This is a genomic window from Fictibacillus phosphorivorans (assembly GCF_023715845.1).
GTDB lineage: Bacteria > Bacillota > Bacilli > Bacillales > Fictibacillaceae > Fictibacillus > Fictibacillus phosphorivorans_D.
Map to the genome: position 1 here is coordinate 164,373 of NZ_JAMBOR010000004.1, position 15,747 is coordinate 180,119.

17 protein-coding genes are annotated in these 15,747 nt (G+C 37.7%); 4 read left to right on the top strand and 13 right to left on the bottom strand.

What is annotated here, in order from left to right; all coding sequences use genetic code 11:
- Nucleotides 1-64 precede the first annotated feature (64 nt).
- From M3206_RS05355 to thpR, 4 genes are read right to left on the bottom strand one after another with little or no spacing between them, the layout of a single operon-like run.
- Nucleotides 65-265: a hypothetical protein gene (locus tag M3206_RS05355; RefSeq protein WP_251311460.1), complete on the bottom strand. Its 201-nt coding sequence runs from the start codon at nucleotides 263-265 to the stop codon at nucleotides 65-67.
- Between the two features lie 29 nt (nucleotides 266-294).
- Nucleotides 295-1,218, bottom strand: coding sequence for a diacylglycerol/lipid kinase family protein (locus tag M3206_RS05360; RefSeq protein WP_251311461.1), 924 nt, complete (start codon nucleotides 1,216-1,218; stop codon nucleotides 295-297).
- A 50-nt stretch (nucleotides 1,219-1,268) separates the two neighbouring features.
- A complete protein-coding gene (locus M3206_RS05365) occupies nucleotides 1,269-2,051 on the bottom strand; it encodes a hypothetical protein (RefSeq protein WP_251311462.1) in 783 nt (260 codons plus the stop codon).
- Nucleotides 2,052-2,076: 25 nt separating this feature from the next.
- Nucleotides 2,077-2,637 carry an RNA 2',3'-cyclic phosphodiesterase gene (thpR, locus tag M3206_RS05370; RefSeq protein ID WP_251311463.1) on the bottom strand — a complete coding sequence of 187 codons (561 nt, stop codon included), beginning with the start codon at nucleotides 2,635-2,637 and terminating at the stop codon, nucleotides 2,077-2,079.
- A 115-nt stretch (nucleotides 2,638-2,752) separates the two neighbouring features.
- Here thpR and cysK point away from each other — a divergent pair, with 115 nt between their 5' ends.
- The gene (gene cysK / locus M3206_RS05375; RefSeq protein WP_251311464.1) at nucleotides 2,753-3,688 is read left to right on the top strand and encodes a cysteine synthase A; all 936 of its coding nucleotides are present in this window, start codon (nucleotides 2,753-2,755) and stop codon (nucleotides 3,686-3,688) included.
- Nucleotides 3,689-3,782: 94 nt separating this feature from the next.
- Here the strand turns inward: cysK and M3206_RS05380 are convergent, their stop codons facing one another.
- Nucleotides 3,783-4,961: an MFS transporter gene (locus tag M3206_RS05380; RefSeq protein WP_251311465.1), complete on the bottom strand. Its 1,179-nt coding sequence runs from the start codon at nucleotides 4,959-4,961 to the stop codon at nucleotides 3,783-3,785.
- A gap of 25 nt (nucleotides 4,962-4,986) precedes the next feature.
- Nucleotides 4,987-6,384: a dipeptidase PepV gene (gene pepV / locus M3206_RS05385; RefSeq protein WP_251311466.1), complete on the bottom strand. Its 1,398-nt coding sequence runs from the start codon at nucleotides 6,382-6,384 to the stop codon at nucleotides 4,987-4,989.
- Nucleotides 6,385-6,850: 466 nt separating this feature from the next.
- Between pepV and M3206_RS05390 the strand changes: the two genes are divergently transcribed.
- On the top strand, nucleotides 6,851-7,069 hold the full coding sequence (locus tag M3206_RS05390; RefSeq protein ID WP_251311467.1) for a DeoR family transcriptional regulator: 219 nt from the start codon (nucleotides 6,851-6,853) through the stop codon (nucleotides 7,067-7,069).
- A 79-nt stretch (nucleotides 7,070-7,148) separates the two neighbouring features.
- Here M3206_RS05390 and M3206_RS05395 read toward each other — a convergent pair whose 3' ends face one another.
- Entirely contained in the window at nucleotides 7,149-7,778 is a 630-nt protein-coding gene (locus tag M3206_RS05395) for a PRC-barrel domain-containing protein (protein WP_251311468.1), read from the bottom strand.
- A gap of 42 nt (nucleotides 7,779-7,820) precedes the next feature.
- Nucleotides 7,821-8,549 (bottom strand): pseudouridine synthase, encoded by a 729-nt coding sequence (locus tag M3206_RS05400; protein ID WP_251311469.1) that lies wholly within the window; start codon nucleotides 8,547-8,549, stop codon nucleotides 7,821-7,823.
- Nucleotides 8,550-8,649: 100 nt separating this feature from the next.
- Here M3206_RS05400 and M3206_RS05405 point away from each other — a divergent pair, with 100 nt between their 5' ends.
- Nucleotides 8,650-9,078 carry a DUF6884 domain-containing protein gene (locus tag M3206_RS05405; RefSeq protein WP_251311470.1) on the top strand — a complete coding sequence of 143 codons (429 nt, stop codon included), beginning with the start codon at nucleotides 8,650-8,652 and terminating at the stop codon, nucleotides 9,076-9,078.
- 60 nt (nucleotides 9,079-9,138) lie between these two features.
- On the opposite strand, the gene M3206_RS05410 is transcribed toward M3206_RS05405, so the two are convergent.
- Nucleotides 9,139-10,743, bottom strand: a complete 1,605-nt coding sequence (locus M3206_RS05410; RefSeq protein ID WP_251311471.1) for a putative polysaccharide biosynthesis protein — start codon at nucleotides 10,741-10,743, stop codon at nucleotides 9,139-9,141.
- Nucleotides 10,744-10,961: 218 nt separating this feature from the next.
- Between M3206_RS05410 and M3206_RS05415 the strand changes: the two genes are divergently transcribed.
- Nucleotides 10,962-12,224: an NAD(P)/FAD-dependent oxidoreductase gene (locus M3206_RS05415; protein WP_251311472.1), complete on the top strand. Its 1,263-nt coding sequence runs from the start codon at nucleotides 10,962-10,964 to the stop codon at nucleotides 12,222-12,224.
- A 1-nt stretch (nucleotide 12,225) separates the two neighbouring features.
- Here the strand turns inward: M3206_RS05415 and M3206_RS05420 are convergent, their stop codons facing one another.
- The 4 genes from M3206_RS05420 to M3206_RS05435 form a co-directional block, all read right to left on the bottom strand.
- Nucleotides 12,226-12,414, bottom strand: coding sequence for a sporulation protein Cse60 (locus M3206_RS05420; protein WP_251311473.1), 189 nt, complete (start codon nucleotides 12,412-12,414; stop codon nucleotides 12,226-12,228).
- Between the two features lie 90 nt (nucleotides 12,415-12,504).
- Entirely contained in the window at nucleotides 12,505-13,140 is a 636-nt protein-coding gene (locus M3206_RS05425; RefSeq protein ID WP_251311474.1) for an SDR family oxidoreductase, read from the bottom strand.
- 222 nt (nucleotides 13,141-13,362) lie between these two features.
- The gene (locus tag M3206_RS05430; RefSeq protein WP_251311475.1) at nucleotides 13,363-15,282 is read right to left on the bottom strand and encodes a putative bifunctional diguanylate cyclase/phosphodiesterase; all 1,920 of its coding nucleotides are present in this window, start codon (nucleotides 15,280-15,282) and stop codon (nucleotides 13,363-13,365) included.
- Between the two features lie 148 nt (nucleotides 15,283-15,430).
- On the bottom strand, nucleotides 15,431-15,733 hold the full coding sequence (locus M3206_RS05435; protein ID WP_251311476.1) for a rhodanese-like domain-containing protein: 303 nt from the start codon (nucleotides 15,731-15,733) through the stop codon (nucleotides 15,431-15,433).
- Nucleotides 15,734-15,747: the final 14 nt, after the last annotated feature.

A 15,747-nucleotide genomic window follows, 5' to 3' on the forward strand; every position in this document is an offset into this window, starting at 1 on the left:
ATTGAACTTAAATTCAAATGGTTATTCGTTCATATGAAAAAGAGAGAGCGATGTCCCGCTCTCACTAATCGGTTAAATATTTATTTTTCAGGACTCTTCCTGTAATCACTAAAGCTGCGTACAGGATGATCGGAATAATTATCCCCCATATCAGATTTCCGCTAGTCAGATCTGACAACCATTCTTTTATACCCGGTTTCTTCTGAATCAACGCAACCCAAAGGATCGAAAACAGTGCAATATTAAAAAAGTCGGTCCATTTCATTTTCTTCACCACTCAAGTATTAATAGATTTTAGACTTTTATCGGCACAGACGAAGGATTAATCTCGATGGAAACAGGTGTTGTTCCTTTATATTCACCATCTGCATGAACCGCAACAGGTTGATTTGTACTCACTTTAATCGTACGGCCAATAAACTGTGAAACTCCTTTAAACTTTACGTGTCCGCCCCAAAAAACAAAAACAAAAAGCATAAGAAGTTTTTGTATTGTGATCGTATGTACAATACAAACATCAAGTTTTCCATCGTTGTAACGAGCTTCTGGACATATTTTCATACCCCCTCCATAATAGGGCAAGTTTCCAATAGCGACAAGCCAGACCGAGTTAAATGTATGGACCTGCCCATCAATCTCAACTTCTATAGAGACCGGTTTATACGATTTCAACACTTTAAATAAAGTGATAACGTATGCAAAAGTCCCTAATCTTAACTTGTGAAGTACTTTTTTATAACGAGCTTCATTTGTATATTTCGCTACTTCTCCATCGAGGCCGATGCCGATCGCACTTAAAAATACTTGATCTTTCTTACTTCTTCCAATCATTCGAATTACACCGGAATCACTTTTAATCAGCCTTGTTCTTTTTATGTAATTAATTTGATTCTTTACACTTTTTACTTTTGGAGCAAATACACGAACGATATCATTTCCTGAACCGCTAGAAATGAAGCCAAGAGGAATTTCAGGATCATCTTTTATCCCATTGAAAACCTCGTGAATGGTTCCGTCTCCACCTACTGCGATGATGGCTTTAATCGAATCTTTGTTTACGTAAATAATTTTCTTAGCGATTTCAACAGCATGCCCTTTATGTTCTGTATAAAAGGTACGATAGGGTGTCTCTTCTTGATCTAATTCTTTTTTTAAGTGATTGAATACCTTAACTGCTTCTGAGTTATTTGCATTTATTATAAAAAAATATCTTTTCATGAATGAGTCCTCGATTGTTCATTTTACATTAAAAAATTCGACATTATCTATCAAATTCCTTCAAAGCTTCCCTCAGACTCATCATTCAAAGGATCTTTTCGATATAGCGAATTTGTTACACCCATATTTAAGAGATCTGCAACAAATTTTAATTGCTGACGCTTAACAGGAGCGGGTTCATTAACCATTCGCCTATACCATTCTTTAAAGTTCCGTTTATCCGCAAATTGAATTTTTCTCCAGTCGTTTGATAGATCAATATAGGCATCAGGTGCTAGTATGGATTGCTGAATGGAAAGCTGTTCTTTATATGGTTCAGCCCACTCTTTGATAAGTCGGTTCATTCTTTCCAGCCTGATAAGAGGACTTAATCTTGTTTCCTTTTTTTCAAGACTGGCATTTTTCCAAAACCGGTTATTTTCGTCTTCCTGCCAGATCCCTTCACCGCTCATCCAGACAATAAGCGATATTGTTGCAGGGCCCACCAATAAGATATCAAGTTCAACAAGTGCATTCTTTATTCGTAATACAGGTTCGTAGAATAAAAAATAATTATCAGGGATATTCTGTGTTAAAAATTGCAGCCGCTGGTCTTTAAAATATTTCGGCTCAACCGTCGAGATCTCTTTGACAGTTGATGTAGCCCAATTCATTTGGTTTTGAAAAAGCCTTTTTCTAAATTCCTTTTGGTGAAGCAAACGGGTCTCTTTTTCATGGTCAGAATAATACTTTTTTCTGCGATTTTCCTTAATTCGCATAAATAGAGCTTGATAATGATATACGTTCTTTTCATAACGTGAAACATAATCTTGTAGTTTAACAAGCTGTGCCATTCCGGCCTCCCCCTCCTTTTACTGTTTATCTCTGTAATGAAAAGGATTGTACAATATGATATTTCGGCTGCTTTTCAAAATGAGTTTCATATAGAACCACTTGTTCAGCTAGAAAATGACTGTCTCTTCCGTAATCGTTCCACCATTTTTCTGAATCCACCGGGTATGTTGAAGAATCCAGTAGTTTTCGTGCAAGCGTAATATGTGGAGAATATGATCTTTTTTCTAAGCTAAAACCAGCTTTTTCACACGCAAGTGCTATCTGATTTTGCAGATTATACAATTTAACCTGTTCCTCAACCCCTGCCCAAAAAATTCTTGGTCGCTCTTTGTTTCCAAAGAAACCAAAATGGTTCATGTATAATTCAAAGGTTTTTTCATTTTGAACGACTTCTTCTAGTAAAGAAGGCAGTTGTTTTAATTGATCTTGTGATGCTTTCCCTAAGAAGGTAAGAGTAATATGATAATCCTCGGGATGAACCCATGTTTTAAAGGAGTTGTCCTCTTTTATTTCTTGGCACATGTGATGAAGGGCCTTTTTCAGATCAGCCGGAAGCTTAAGAGCAATAAAAAAATGTCTTTCCATAACTTTCACCGCTTTCCATTTTTATTCTATCAGATAAACGTTTCCCCCTATCTGCTTTTTTACCGAATGGTTTATTTGTTATACTAATAAAAGCAATAATAAGGGAGTGCAATAAATGACAGTCGTAAACAACATAGCGGAATTGATCGGAGATACACCTATTGTTAAATTGAACCGCTTGCCTCATCAAGACGGGGCAGACGTGTATGTTAAACTCGAGTACTACAATCCGAGCCGAAGTCTAAAAGATCGGGCTGCTTACAATATGATTATTGAAGCTGAGAAAAAAGGCGACCTAAAAGAAGGTGCTACGATCATCGAACCTACCTCCGGAAATACAGGAATCGGTCTTGCGATGAACGCTGCAGCAAGAGGTTATAAATCGATAATCGTTATGCCAGATACGATGACAGAAGAACGAATAAATTTGTTAAAAGCTTATGGAGCAGAAGTTGTACTGACTCCCGGAGATGAAAAAATGCCTGGTGCGATAAAAAAGGCAAGGGAACTTGCAGAAAAGATTCCAAACAGCTTCATGCCCATGCAATTTGAAAACCCATCGAATCCGGATGCACACCGTCATAGTACAGCGGTTGAAATAAAAGAAGCCATTGAAGAGATCGGAAAACCGTTCAGTGCGTTTATCGCCCCAGCTGGAACAGGAGGAACTATAACTGGTACAGGGGAAACGCTCAAATCAATGTTTCCTGAACTTACGGTTCACGTTGTCGAACCTAAAGGCTCTCCCGTACTTTCAGGGGGAAAACCCGGTAAACACAAACTAGTAGGAACAAGCCCAGGGTTCATACCCACTATCCTAAACCAAAACGTCTATGATGAAATCATTCAGGTAAATGATGAAGATGCTTATAACATTACAAGACGTCTTGCTTCAGAAGAAGGGATCCTGGTTGGACCGTCTTCAGGAGCTGCTGTTTTCGCAGCTTTAAAGATTGCCGAAAAACGCAAAAAAGAAGAAGTAGTGATCTGCATGACATGCGACTCAGGCGAACGCTATCTATCAAGCGACCTATTTCAATTTGATTCATAAGACAAAAAAAGACATCCCATATTTTTGGGGGATGTCTTTTTCTTCGCTATATTTTAAAAGATCTATTCAATAGTAGAGAATACTTCAATGTACTTTAAATAGATCTATGAACAAGAGCGGGTTCTTGTTCCATCTTTGAAAGAATAATGACCATCAATAGACCCGCAAACGAAAGAACACCAAAGAATAGGTACGTATAAAAGATCGAATATTTATCAAAAATGACTCCTCCAACAAATGTACAAAACCACGAACCTAGTCCATTTCCTACAGCTGAATATAAAGAAACCGCAGTTGCCCTTACTTCACTTGGTGTATACATTCGTATATATTCCATAGCTGCTGGGATGAATAGTCCCACTGAAAAACCTTGTGCAACAGTCGTGGCCAACACTATTGGAAAAGAGGGTTCGAAAAAATAGAACGTCCAGCGAACAGCAGAAACGGCTGCTGCAAACATCATGATCTGCATCATACCCCATTTTTTTATCGTTAGTCCTGCAAATTTCATAAATGGTGCTTCACTTCCCGCAGCCAGCAAGAAGGCTAAACCAACACCTGCTAAAGTGCCTCCCGTTTCTTGAACATAAAAACCAAAATAAAAGTTATTTGCAAAAATCGGCCCAAACACAAGGAATGTAGCAAAAAGAAAAATAATAAAAGATGGCATTTTGATGAGCTTATCAATACCCTTTTTCATATTCGTTTTGAGTGACTGATTTTCTTTTGGCATCTTAAATACAAACAAAACACATAGAAAAAGAACAGCAGTAAACATATAAAAAATCACACTTGTACCAAAAGTTTCAGCAAATCTTCCTGCAATAAATACCGCTATCGCGAACCCAACAGCACCAAATAATCGATAGTTCCCATACTGCTTGTTCTCTTTTTGAACATAATTAAGCAATATACTATCAGAAACAGGTACAAGAGCACTCTGCATGAAAGAGAATAAGATCAGCAGCAGCAAAAGCCACAGATACGAATCCAATATTAATATGCTGAATCCCAATCCGCCTGTGAGAATTAAAGTTAAGCCAAGAACTGAACGCGGACGTTGGGTGAAATCCGTGATCATTCCCCAGATGGGCTGAGCAAAGATCATGACCACGGGACTGATGGACATTAAGGTCCCAATTTCGGTTCCACTTAGTCCGACTTCTTCTTTAAAATAAACCCCCAATAAGGGAAATAAGCTTCCAAGACCAAAAAAGAAAAGCAGATAAAAGCCTTTTAAACTAATTGAGGTTTGATCAAACGTTTTGTTCATGATGTTTCCCTCTTCTCTTTCTTACCTATTTTGCGAGCTCGTAGATAGCCTGTGCGTAAATAGCTGTCGCTTTCAATAAATCTTCAATGTACATATATTCATCTTTTTGATGAGCCACATCTTCTCGTCCTGGGAACAATGCACCGAATGCTACCCCAGTATTAAGAGATCTAGCGTACGTACCTCCTCCAATCGCAATCAATTCACCTTTTTCTCCTGTCTGTTCTTCATAAACGTTTTGGAGCGTTTTGATCAAAGGATGTTGATCATCCACATAGTTTGGTGGATTATTTTCGATGATTCTGAGGTCCCAATTATCCTCTTCCGCTTTTTTAAATAATGTTTTTTCGATTTTTTCACTGTCATGAGTTACAGGATAACGGATATTCATTCCAACTTTTCCGCCTTCGGAATTATATTTCATGACTCCGACGTTTACGGTTAATTGACCGCTTGCTTCATCCTCTGCTGCAATCTCAAGTTTATTGCCTGTATGTTCTCCTGTTACCTTCTCAAGTAATGACAAAAACGCTCTTCCTTGACCTTCAAAAGGGAGCTCATTCAAAAATATTGCAAGCTCTAACCCTGCATTTATACCGACATCAGGTGTACTGCCATGTGCCGATTTTCCTTCTGTCTTTAGCGTTAATTCTCCGCCTTGTATAAAAGAATGATATGGAATTCCCTTTTTTTCTACATATTCAGCAAATGCTTTCTCGATATTTTCTAGATCACTTCCTTTTATTTTTGCTATTGCGCGATCCGGAACCATATTCAAACGTTGTCCTGATTCGAATAAGACAAGCTGTAAACTATTCCTGTTTTCATCATTAGCATTTTTTAAAGAAAACTCAACATCAAAAATCCCCTTTTCGGCATTAATGATCGGGAAATCTGCATCAGGTGCAAATCCGAAATCAGGCATTTCTTCGGTTTGAAAATAATGTTTAACACATTGCCAATTGCTTTCTTCATCACAGCCTATAATCATACGAACTCTGTTGGACAAGGGAAGATTTAATTCTTGAATGATCTTCATCGCATAAAAAGCAGCCATCGTAGGCCCCTTATCATCCATTGCACCTCTGGCATAAATTTTCCCGTCCTTAATTTCTGCTCCAAATGGATCGACGGACCATCCTTCACCAGCAGGTACAACATCTACGTGACAAAGAATCCCGACTAATGCTTCTCCACTTCCCATTTCTAAGTGACCGGAATATCCATCTATGTCTTTAGCAGTCATCCCCGCTTCACTTCCAAGGTCTAACAGATACGTCAAAGCTTTATGTATTTCAGGGCCAAATGGAGCACCTTGTGTTCCTTTAGTTTCATCCAAGATACTTTTGATTCTCAGTAGACCTTTCGTATCTTCTATTAGATTTTCTTTTCTTATTTCAACTTCATTTGTCCAATTAATCATCACAAACCCACCTTTTCACTTTTGCTTAAAACCATATGGAACCCACAAATAGAGTCCATTTACTTCATTAACTTTTTTATTGTACCTTAAATTATTCTTTTTTGTTATTGTTCCTTTTCTAAGTATTGGTAAAAAAACGGTATTGACATTTTTTTGTTTTCGTGTATAATGATGCGTAAATGGGAGGTGTGGTGTGTTACCTGAACTGACAAATATTCCTTAAGTGAGGATTATATGTTCGTTACAAAGGTTTTGCTGCATAGCCGCACAGACATCTTTTTGAAACTTACATGATGAACAATTGGCTTACGCAGCGAAGAAACCGTTTAGGGATTCTTCGCTTTTTGTTTTTTAGAATCATGGTTTTGTACAAATTTAAATAATTGTAACCTTACATTCATACTTCATTAAATTTTGATTGGTATCATATAGTATGTTAACAACAAACTTAACAAGGAGTGGTTTTTTGAGTCCTTCAACTGACAGAATGTTAAATCGTGTAAAAGCCCTGTATTTGTTTATTCGCAAGAAAGGTACTGTAACAACACGAGAATTAGTTGAAGAATTTGGAACTACACAGCGAACGATCCAACGGGATTTAAATGTACTTTCGTATAACAATTTAGTAACAAGTCCTGCCCGTGGAATATGGGAAACGACAACCAAGAAAGTAAAAGTATCATAAAAAAACAAGCAAAGAATATATATGGATAAGCATAAAACAAAAAGTTCCCGCTGAATGAATGCGGGAACTTTTTTTATGATTATAACTCTTCAGGACTGTTTTTGAGCAGCAGGTCTGGCGTACGTTCGATTTTCCACTCTTTTGTTTTCCAATCAGGTTGGCCAGTAATCGGCATATACTTTTCTTCGTGGCCCAATAAACTTTTCCAGAATCCTTCGGAAAGAACAAAACCTACAGCCTGTTTCCTTTCTGTATCCATCACGAGATCTTTAATCTTTCCTACCGTTTCACCACTTTGATCAATCACTGGCCAATCCTTTATGGCTTTATATGAGTAACACTCAATTGGTTCTTCCTTTTGCCGTTCGTTTCCTTTAAATACAAGCTTTTCTTCATTAACATCTACGATTTGATGCCATGGAATAAAGTAAGTTTCTTTAACATCCTTATAAGTTGCTTCCGGATAGGCGCTTCCGGTCATCGGTGTATGTTGAGTTCCAATCCCTGACGTTGCTGCGACAACAGATTCCATATGCCTATCAGCAGGCATTGCCTCATGATTAGGACTTCTATTTTCTATGGTAAAAGTGAAGTAACATAAACGATGATCATACATGTTGAAAAGAATATCGTTCACTTTGTGTTCATCCTGAGGAGCTGCATCGTGTTCAGCTTGTGCACCTATTATCCGATCAGCATATAATCTCATATAGGAATCATCTCCTTTTTATTGGAAGATACCCCTTATGATTTATTCAAAAACATTTCTTCTTTCAGATAGCAAAGAAAGTTCCTCTTCCGTTAGTTCTCTATAAGTGCCTAACGGCAGCGATTCATCCAGTTTTAAGCTACCCATTTGAACTCGTTTTAGATAGATGACTTTTCTCTCAACTGCTTCAAACATTCTTTTTACTTGATGAAATTTCCCCTCTGTAATCGTTAAGTAAATTTCTGATTCCTCCAGTCCGTTCGTAATAACTTCTAATTTAGCGGGCTGAGTATGATATCCATCTTCTAACACAACACCTTGTTTAAATTTTTCATAAGTGTCCTCAGGAATAGATCCGTTAATTTTTGCAAAATAGGTTTTAGGCACATGCTTTTTTGGTGAAAGGAGAGAATGAGCTAATTGGCCATCATTTGTTAAGATAAGAAGCCCTTCCGTATCTTTATCCAATCTTCCAACAGGGAACGGTTCAAAGCTTTGATCTTCAAGTTCTAAGAGATCAATCACCGTTTCATGCCTGGAATCTTCCGTAGCAGATATGACCCCATCAGGCTTATTCATCATTAAATAAATAAATTCTTTATAAATAGCTTCTTCGCCATGGACAACAACTTGATCTTTATCAGGATCAGCCTGAGTTTTTGGATCTTTAATAACTGTTCCATTAAGCTTAACTGCACCTGATTTTAATAATTGTTTTACTTCTTTCCTGCTACCAAATCCAGTATTAGATAGCCATTTATCAATTCTCATAAGAACCTCCAGTGTATGATCTTTTATTCCTATTATTATTGTAAAACATTGATTGAATTTAATATAAACGGGGTATTTTAGTACTATAGGAGGAATTGGAATGAAAAGGAAAATAGGTCTTCTAGCCACTGCACGCAAAAAAGCTACAACCCCGTCAGCAGCGATAGATTTATACATAAGCCCTTTATTCGTTAAATCCGTCCATTACGCACAAAAACATTATGATGATTTCTACTTCTATAGTGCAAAAGAAGGACTTCTAACGAAGGATCAAAAAATCGACCCTTATAATGTCTCCATCAAAAATTTTTCTACTTCAGAAAAAAGAGAATGGGCCACAAACGTTATAAATGTACTTAAACAACATGTTGAACCTTCTCAATGCAAGATCTTCCTACATGGTGGCTGGGTATACCGTGAGTACCTTCAACCCGCACTAGAAAAAGCTGGGTTCGAATACGAAGTGCCGCTTGAAGGTTACAGCATCGGTAAACAGCTTAAGTGGTACGATGAACAAAAGGAAGAATAATGACAGAATACCCTCATCCATGGGAAAAGAAGGCTAGAGACAGCCTTCTTTTTGTTTTTCTTATCTTCTTCTTTTAAGAAATGATATGCGGTCTCCCAATATTATCGTCAGCAATCCTGATTGATAACTTAAGAAAAGGTATACCGCTCCCCCAGTAAGAATACCTACTGTTAACTCAATAATCGTATCCAGCCTTGTTTCCGGCTTTCCTAAAAGGGATGTGATCCAAACTACGGCTACCGACATGATGGCGATAAATACTGTCATTAGGATCGTTCTTCGATAGACCCATTTAAATGAGAATCCGCTGTATTTTTTGATGATATATAGGTTAAACAGTATAGATAAGGTATATCCGATATTGGTTGCGATGATTGATCCTGCACCCGCAAATACTAATAAAAAGGGTTTGTTTAATAATAACTTTGCTAAAAAGCCAACACTTAAACTAATGAAAGCAAAACGCTGCTGGTTCAACCCTTGTAGGATTGCTGCTGTCACAGTAAATAACGCAAACCAGATCGCTGTAGGTGCATACCATCTAAGATAGAAACCTCCCGTTTCCATGGATGGCATGCCGAACAATGCTCCGTATGCAGGATATGCCAACACAGCTAAACCGATTGCTGCAGGTGCTGTTAAGAACAATACCATCTGAAAGGTTTGAGTGATCTGTTTATGCAATAAATCTTGATTGTTTTGGGTATATGATTTTGTGATAATCGGTATTAAAGTCAGTGCAAGTGCAGTAGCTAAAGATACAGGGATCATCACAAGCTTATGTGCAATCTGAGTGATTATCGCAAAAACAGACTCTGATTCATCCTGGGTATATCCATAGGCTGATAGTGTTTTTACGATCGTTAATTGATCGATCATCTGATAAAGCGGAATCGCAAGTCCTACCGCTATAAATGGGATCGCATATTTGATCGTTTCGAAATAAATATCTTTCAATGAAATATCAGCAACAGGTTTACTTTTATCATACATTTTTTGCAGGTGAGGTTTTCTTTTTGTCCAATACCATATTAAGACAATAAGCCCTGCAACAGCACCGAGTGTTGCGGCAAATGTAGATAAGGCAACAGCTGTTGTAATCTTCCCATTCAATAGATTTACTACTATAAAGCTTGCAATTAGAATGAATAGAATCCTGACAATCTGTTCAACAACCTGAGAGACTGCCGTAGGCCCCATGGATTGAAAACCTTGGAAATAGCCTCGGATCAAACTCATGGATGGCACGATGATTAAAGCTGTACTAACCATTCTGATTACTAACGTTATATCTTCAATGGTATTCCCTTTTCCGCCGCGTTCATCGATAATCTGATGAGCAAGCGCCGGAGCTAGCATATATAGGATAAGGAATGCTAGAAAGCCAGTGATCGTCATGACTAGCAATCCAGATTTAAGCAATCTTCTTCCTGCTGCATAATCGCCTAAAGCGTTATATTTAGATACGAATTTAGAAACTGCAAGTGGCAAGCCCATTGTAGAGATACTTAGTAAAATCGTATAAGGAATATAGGCATATCCGTATAATGCCATACCTTTTTCTTCAACTAAATTGGCAAATGGAATAACAAAGATCAATCCAATAAATTTTGAGAAGAATGTTGCTGCAGATAAGATCAATGTTCCACGAAGTAATCGCGACAAACTATTTCAGCTCCTACTAAAATCAATAAAGAGATTCCCTGACACATTAATTTGGGACAGGACTAAAAAACATTATTAGTATTGTATCACATAAAAAGCTCGTGTAACCTCATTTAACTTTTTGCAAAAAAGTAAGGAATTGAAAATAGCCTTTTTGATGAAGCTGTGCTATTGTATGAAATGATTTTTAACTGAACGATTAAGAAGGTTGGGATGTTATGATTTATGATTGTATTGTCATTGGAGGAGGTCCATCGGGTTTAATGGCCAGTGTTGGAGCTGCATCGAACGGTGCCCGCGTCCTACTCATAGATAAAGGAGAAAAGCTTGGTCGTAAACTTGCCATTTCAGGCGGTGGACGGTGCAACGTGACAAATCGTCTGCCCGTTGATGAGATCATTAGGCACATTCCTGGCAACGGCCGTTTCCTTTATAGTGCTTTTTCTGTGTTCAATAATGAAGATATTATTTCATTCTTTGAAGGTTTAGGCATTAAACTTAAAGAAGAAGACCATGGGCGTATGTTCCCTGTTTCCAATAAAGCAACCGATGTAGTCCAAGCATTACTTAATAAAATCAAAGAAATAGGGGTTAAGATTCGAACAAATACACCGGTTAAAACGATAAACTATAAAGAAGAATTACATGAAGTTATTTTACAGGATGGCGATGTATTAAAAACAAAATCAATTGTCATCGCTGTTGGAGGCAAGTCCGTCCCACACACAGGATCAACAGGTGATGGTTACGTGTGGGCAAAAAAAGCCGGCCATACCATTACTGAACTGTACCCAACAGAAGTCCCGATCACATCGAACGAAAGCTTTATAAAGAAAAAAACGCTTCAAGGCATTTCACTAAGAAACGTGGCACTTTCCGTTTGGAATCCTAAAGGTAAAATGATTAAAGCCCATCAGATGGATATGTTATTTACACATTTCGGGGTATCCGGACCCGCTGCATTGCGATGCAGTCAATATGTTGTTAAAGCGCTAAAGAAATTCAATGTCCCTGCGATTGAAATGAGAATTGATACCTTTCCAGAAGAACATGAAGATGCACTGCTTTCTAGGATTCAAAAAAGAGTCGAAGAAGAACCTAAAAAGGCAATGAAAAATGTACTAAGAGGCATGCTTCCTGAAAAGTATCTTTTATTCTTGATTGAACAGGCAGAGATTGATGGAGAGAGCCCTGCTGATCAAATTCCAAAGCAATCATTACGTCATCTAGCTCAACAGATGAAGGGCTTTTCGTTTCAAGTGAATGGAACGCTATCCATCGAAAAGGCTTTTGTTACAGGTGGAGGCGTCTCTGTAAAAGAAATCGCCCCTCAAACGATGGCATCTAAGTTCCAAGAAGGATTATTCTTTTGCGGAGAAATCTTAGATCTTCATGGTTATACAGGCGGTTACAATATTACAGTGGCTTTTGTTACAGGACATATTGCTGGTACAAATGCTGCTTATCATGCTCTTGGTTAATCTACGTTTTATAAATAATCATAGCCGAAAATGAAAACATGGTTTCGTTTTCTACATGTACGTTATCACAGACCGCAATCTGATATTTAATGTCGATTACTTGTTCATGAGGGATACTGCTTAAAAATTCATTCACACTTTCTTCAAGATCAGCTTCATGATCTTCATCAAAAACTTTTACTTGTATCATTATAAAAGCATCCTCCTAAAGAATGAGTCTCTTTTTGAGCATTCGTTTAGTGAGGATGCTTTTCCTTTGTTGGACTTTGACTAGTTTTGTCTATACATTTTCGATCGCGTTTTGAATAGGAGTCTCTCCTTCGATTAGTTCAAAAACTTTTCGATACATCTTTTCATTTCCTAAACAAGCGGCGATGGTTCTCGCTACATCCGCTCTTGGTATAGATCCCGTTTCATTTAGCTTTTGTTTGGCTTGAATTAATCCCATGCCATCTTCGTCAGTCAACGCACCTGGGCGCAAGATCGTGTAGTTTAATTGACTATCCATCAATTCTTGATCCGCATTTCCCTTTGCTTTTAAATAATGTTGAAGACTTTCAGGTCCTTTTTCTGGTGTATCTGCTGCTAGTGAGCTAACCATGATGAATTGCTCGACAGAATGCTTCTCAGCTAACTTGATCGATTTTACTGCTCCCTCATAATCTACAGCTTCTGTCTTTTCAGGACCTGTATGCCCACCAGACCCTGCTGTAAATATCGCAGCATCCACTCCATCAAATACATGTTCAAAATCTTGCTCTAAGTCACCTAGCACTGCTTCAATATTCTCATGCTGAAAGTGCTCCTGCTGCTCTTCCTTTCTAACCATCGCTTTCACCTTGTGTCCCTGTTCAGCTAGCATGTTACTTGTTAGTTTTCCGATATTTCCATTTGCACCAATAATAAGAACGTTCATTAAAGATCCACTCCTTCAACTTAAGTACTTATGTATTGTTTCACTAATCTGCTATTGTAAAACATCTGAATATGAGGGCTGATGGTGCAGAGCGGCAGGAGGCTCACCGCTCCCCCATGGAAAGCTAGTGCCTGAAGCGGAACTCAACTACTATCGAGTTCATCCACAAACACACAAAAAGAATCAAAAAGCCTTTTTAAGATTAGCTTTTTGAGTCTATTACTAATTCACCACCATATTCACTTGAAGATGCTCCTCTAGTTCATCCGGTTTTAAAGGCTTAAACAAATGATACCCTTGTCCGAACAAACATCCTTGTTCTAATAAAAAATCGATTTGATTGCAGCTTTCAATTCCTTCTGCAATAACATGAAAACTCAAGTTATGCCCCATATCAATTATCGTTTTTACGATCGCACCTGCTTTAGGATCTCTAAGAATATCATCAATAAACATTTTATCAATCTTTAATGTATCTACAGGCAGTTGTCTTAAATAGGTTAACGAAGAGTAACCTGTACCAAAGTCATCAATGGATATCCGTATCCCCATTTCTCTTAACCGGTTTAAAACAGGAAGCGTTTCCTCCATACTTTCCATTGTCGTACTTTCTGTAATCTCCAGTTCAAGAGAAGATGCAGGGAAATGAGTCTCATTCAAAATATTTTCTACCCTTAGGACAAACGATTCCTCTAAAAGCTGCCTTACAGATATATTTACCGATATCAGTAGATCATCAAAACCATTCTGATGCCACTTATATCCTTGTAAACATGCGTTTTTTAATACCCATTCTCCGATTAGCAAGATCATTCCCGTATCTTCTGCAATTGGGATAAATTCACCTGGAGAGATCATTCCTTCTGAGCCTTTATTCCATCTAAGCAAGGCCTCAACACCTGTTATTTGTTTTGTATGAAAACGAACTTGAGGTTGATAAACAAGAAATAATTCGTTTTTTTCTAATGCTTTTCTTAGACCATGCTCCAAATTTAATCTTCTTTCAATCTTTCCATCGTGCTGTTCGGTAAAAAACTGATACGTGTTACGGCCACGGTCTTTTGCCTGGTAAAGAGCGCCATCTGCTCTTTTCAAGAGGGTATCACTGTCAGAACCGTTCCCCGGGTATAAACTTATTCCGATACTCGGAGTGGTAAAGACTTCTTTACCACTTAACATGAATGGCTTAGTAAAAGAATAGATGATTTCCTCAGCCACCGCTGTAACTTCTGTTTCATCTTTATATTCAAGGAGAATCAAGAATTCATCACCGCCCCTTCGAAACACTTGATCTTTTTGGGGAATCGTATTTTTTAGTAATTCTGCTACCTCTTGAAGTAAAAGGTCTCCAAAACTATGACCTAATGTATCGTTAAGCACATTAAAGCAATCAAGATCTAAAAAGAATAATGCCAAGTTCCCTTGTTTTCGATCCACTTCTTTCATCTTTTGTTCAATGGCATCCATAAATCCATTCCGGTTAGGAAGTCCTGTCAGTTCATCAAAATAAGCCATTTGATTAATGGTCAATTCTGCATGCTTGCGTTCCGTAATATCAATAAGAATGGAATTAAAATCAACGAGTTCTCCTTTATCATTTAAAAAAGGAATCCCCCTGTCCTGAATCCATCTAATATCTCCATCCGGGCGTAAGATACGGTATTCACTTGTAGTTGTTAATCCTTTTACAATATCGGAGGCACGCTGCTTCATAATCCTAATGTCCTCAGGATGGATGACTTTTCTCCATAAATTCACATCATCATAAAAAGCCTGCAGCGGGTAGCCATAAAGTTTCTCAATACCAGATGTGATTAGAAGTTTATTGGTTTGCAGATTATGTGACCAAATGGCAATATCAATGCTATCAAAAACATTTTGAAGCTTGACTCTGTTGGCTTCTAATTCTTCATAAGTTTCTTTATGTTTTTTGATTTCTTTTACAAGATCTATGGCATAGCTTTCTTTTTCCTTCAGCATGTTGTAAACAAAAATGCCAAACACAAAAATAGCGCTGATCTCCAAGGCATACATCCATATATTTCGAGTTAAGATCGATCCTATCGAGCCCGCTAAATGAATCACAAAAAAAGTAGCAATGATGGTGAGCCACTTTTTTTTATTCGAATGTATAAATGCCATGAGAGCCTCCAAGGTACACAGTATATCCTTACTATCGGCTAAAACTCCAATACCTTTCACATTTCCTGATGTTTCGACACGTTCATTTTTTTAGATAGTTAACTTTAAAAAAACTCCCTGCTTTAAAAAGCAGAGAGTTTCTTTGTCTTTATTCTTTGGTATATTCCAGCATGCCGCCAGTCATATTTTTTACTTTATACCCTTGATCTAATAAGTAGTAAGCCACATTTTCACTTCTTCGACCAGAACGGCAAACAATGATATGCTCTTCATTCTTATCGATTTCGGCTAAACGGTCAGGAATCTCTCCCATTTTAATATGGACAGCTTCGGGAATCTTTCCTTCAGCAACTTCCTCATCCTCACGAACATCAATCAATGATATCTTCTTGCCTTCTTTTAATAATTGTTTCACTTCTGAGGGTGAAATCTCTTCTAATTCATAGTCCATTATAAAAGCCTCCT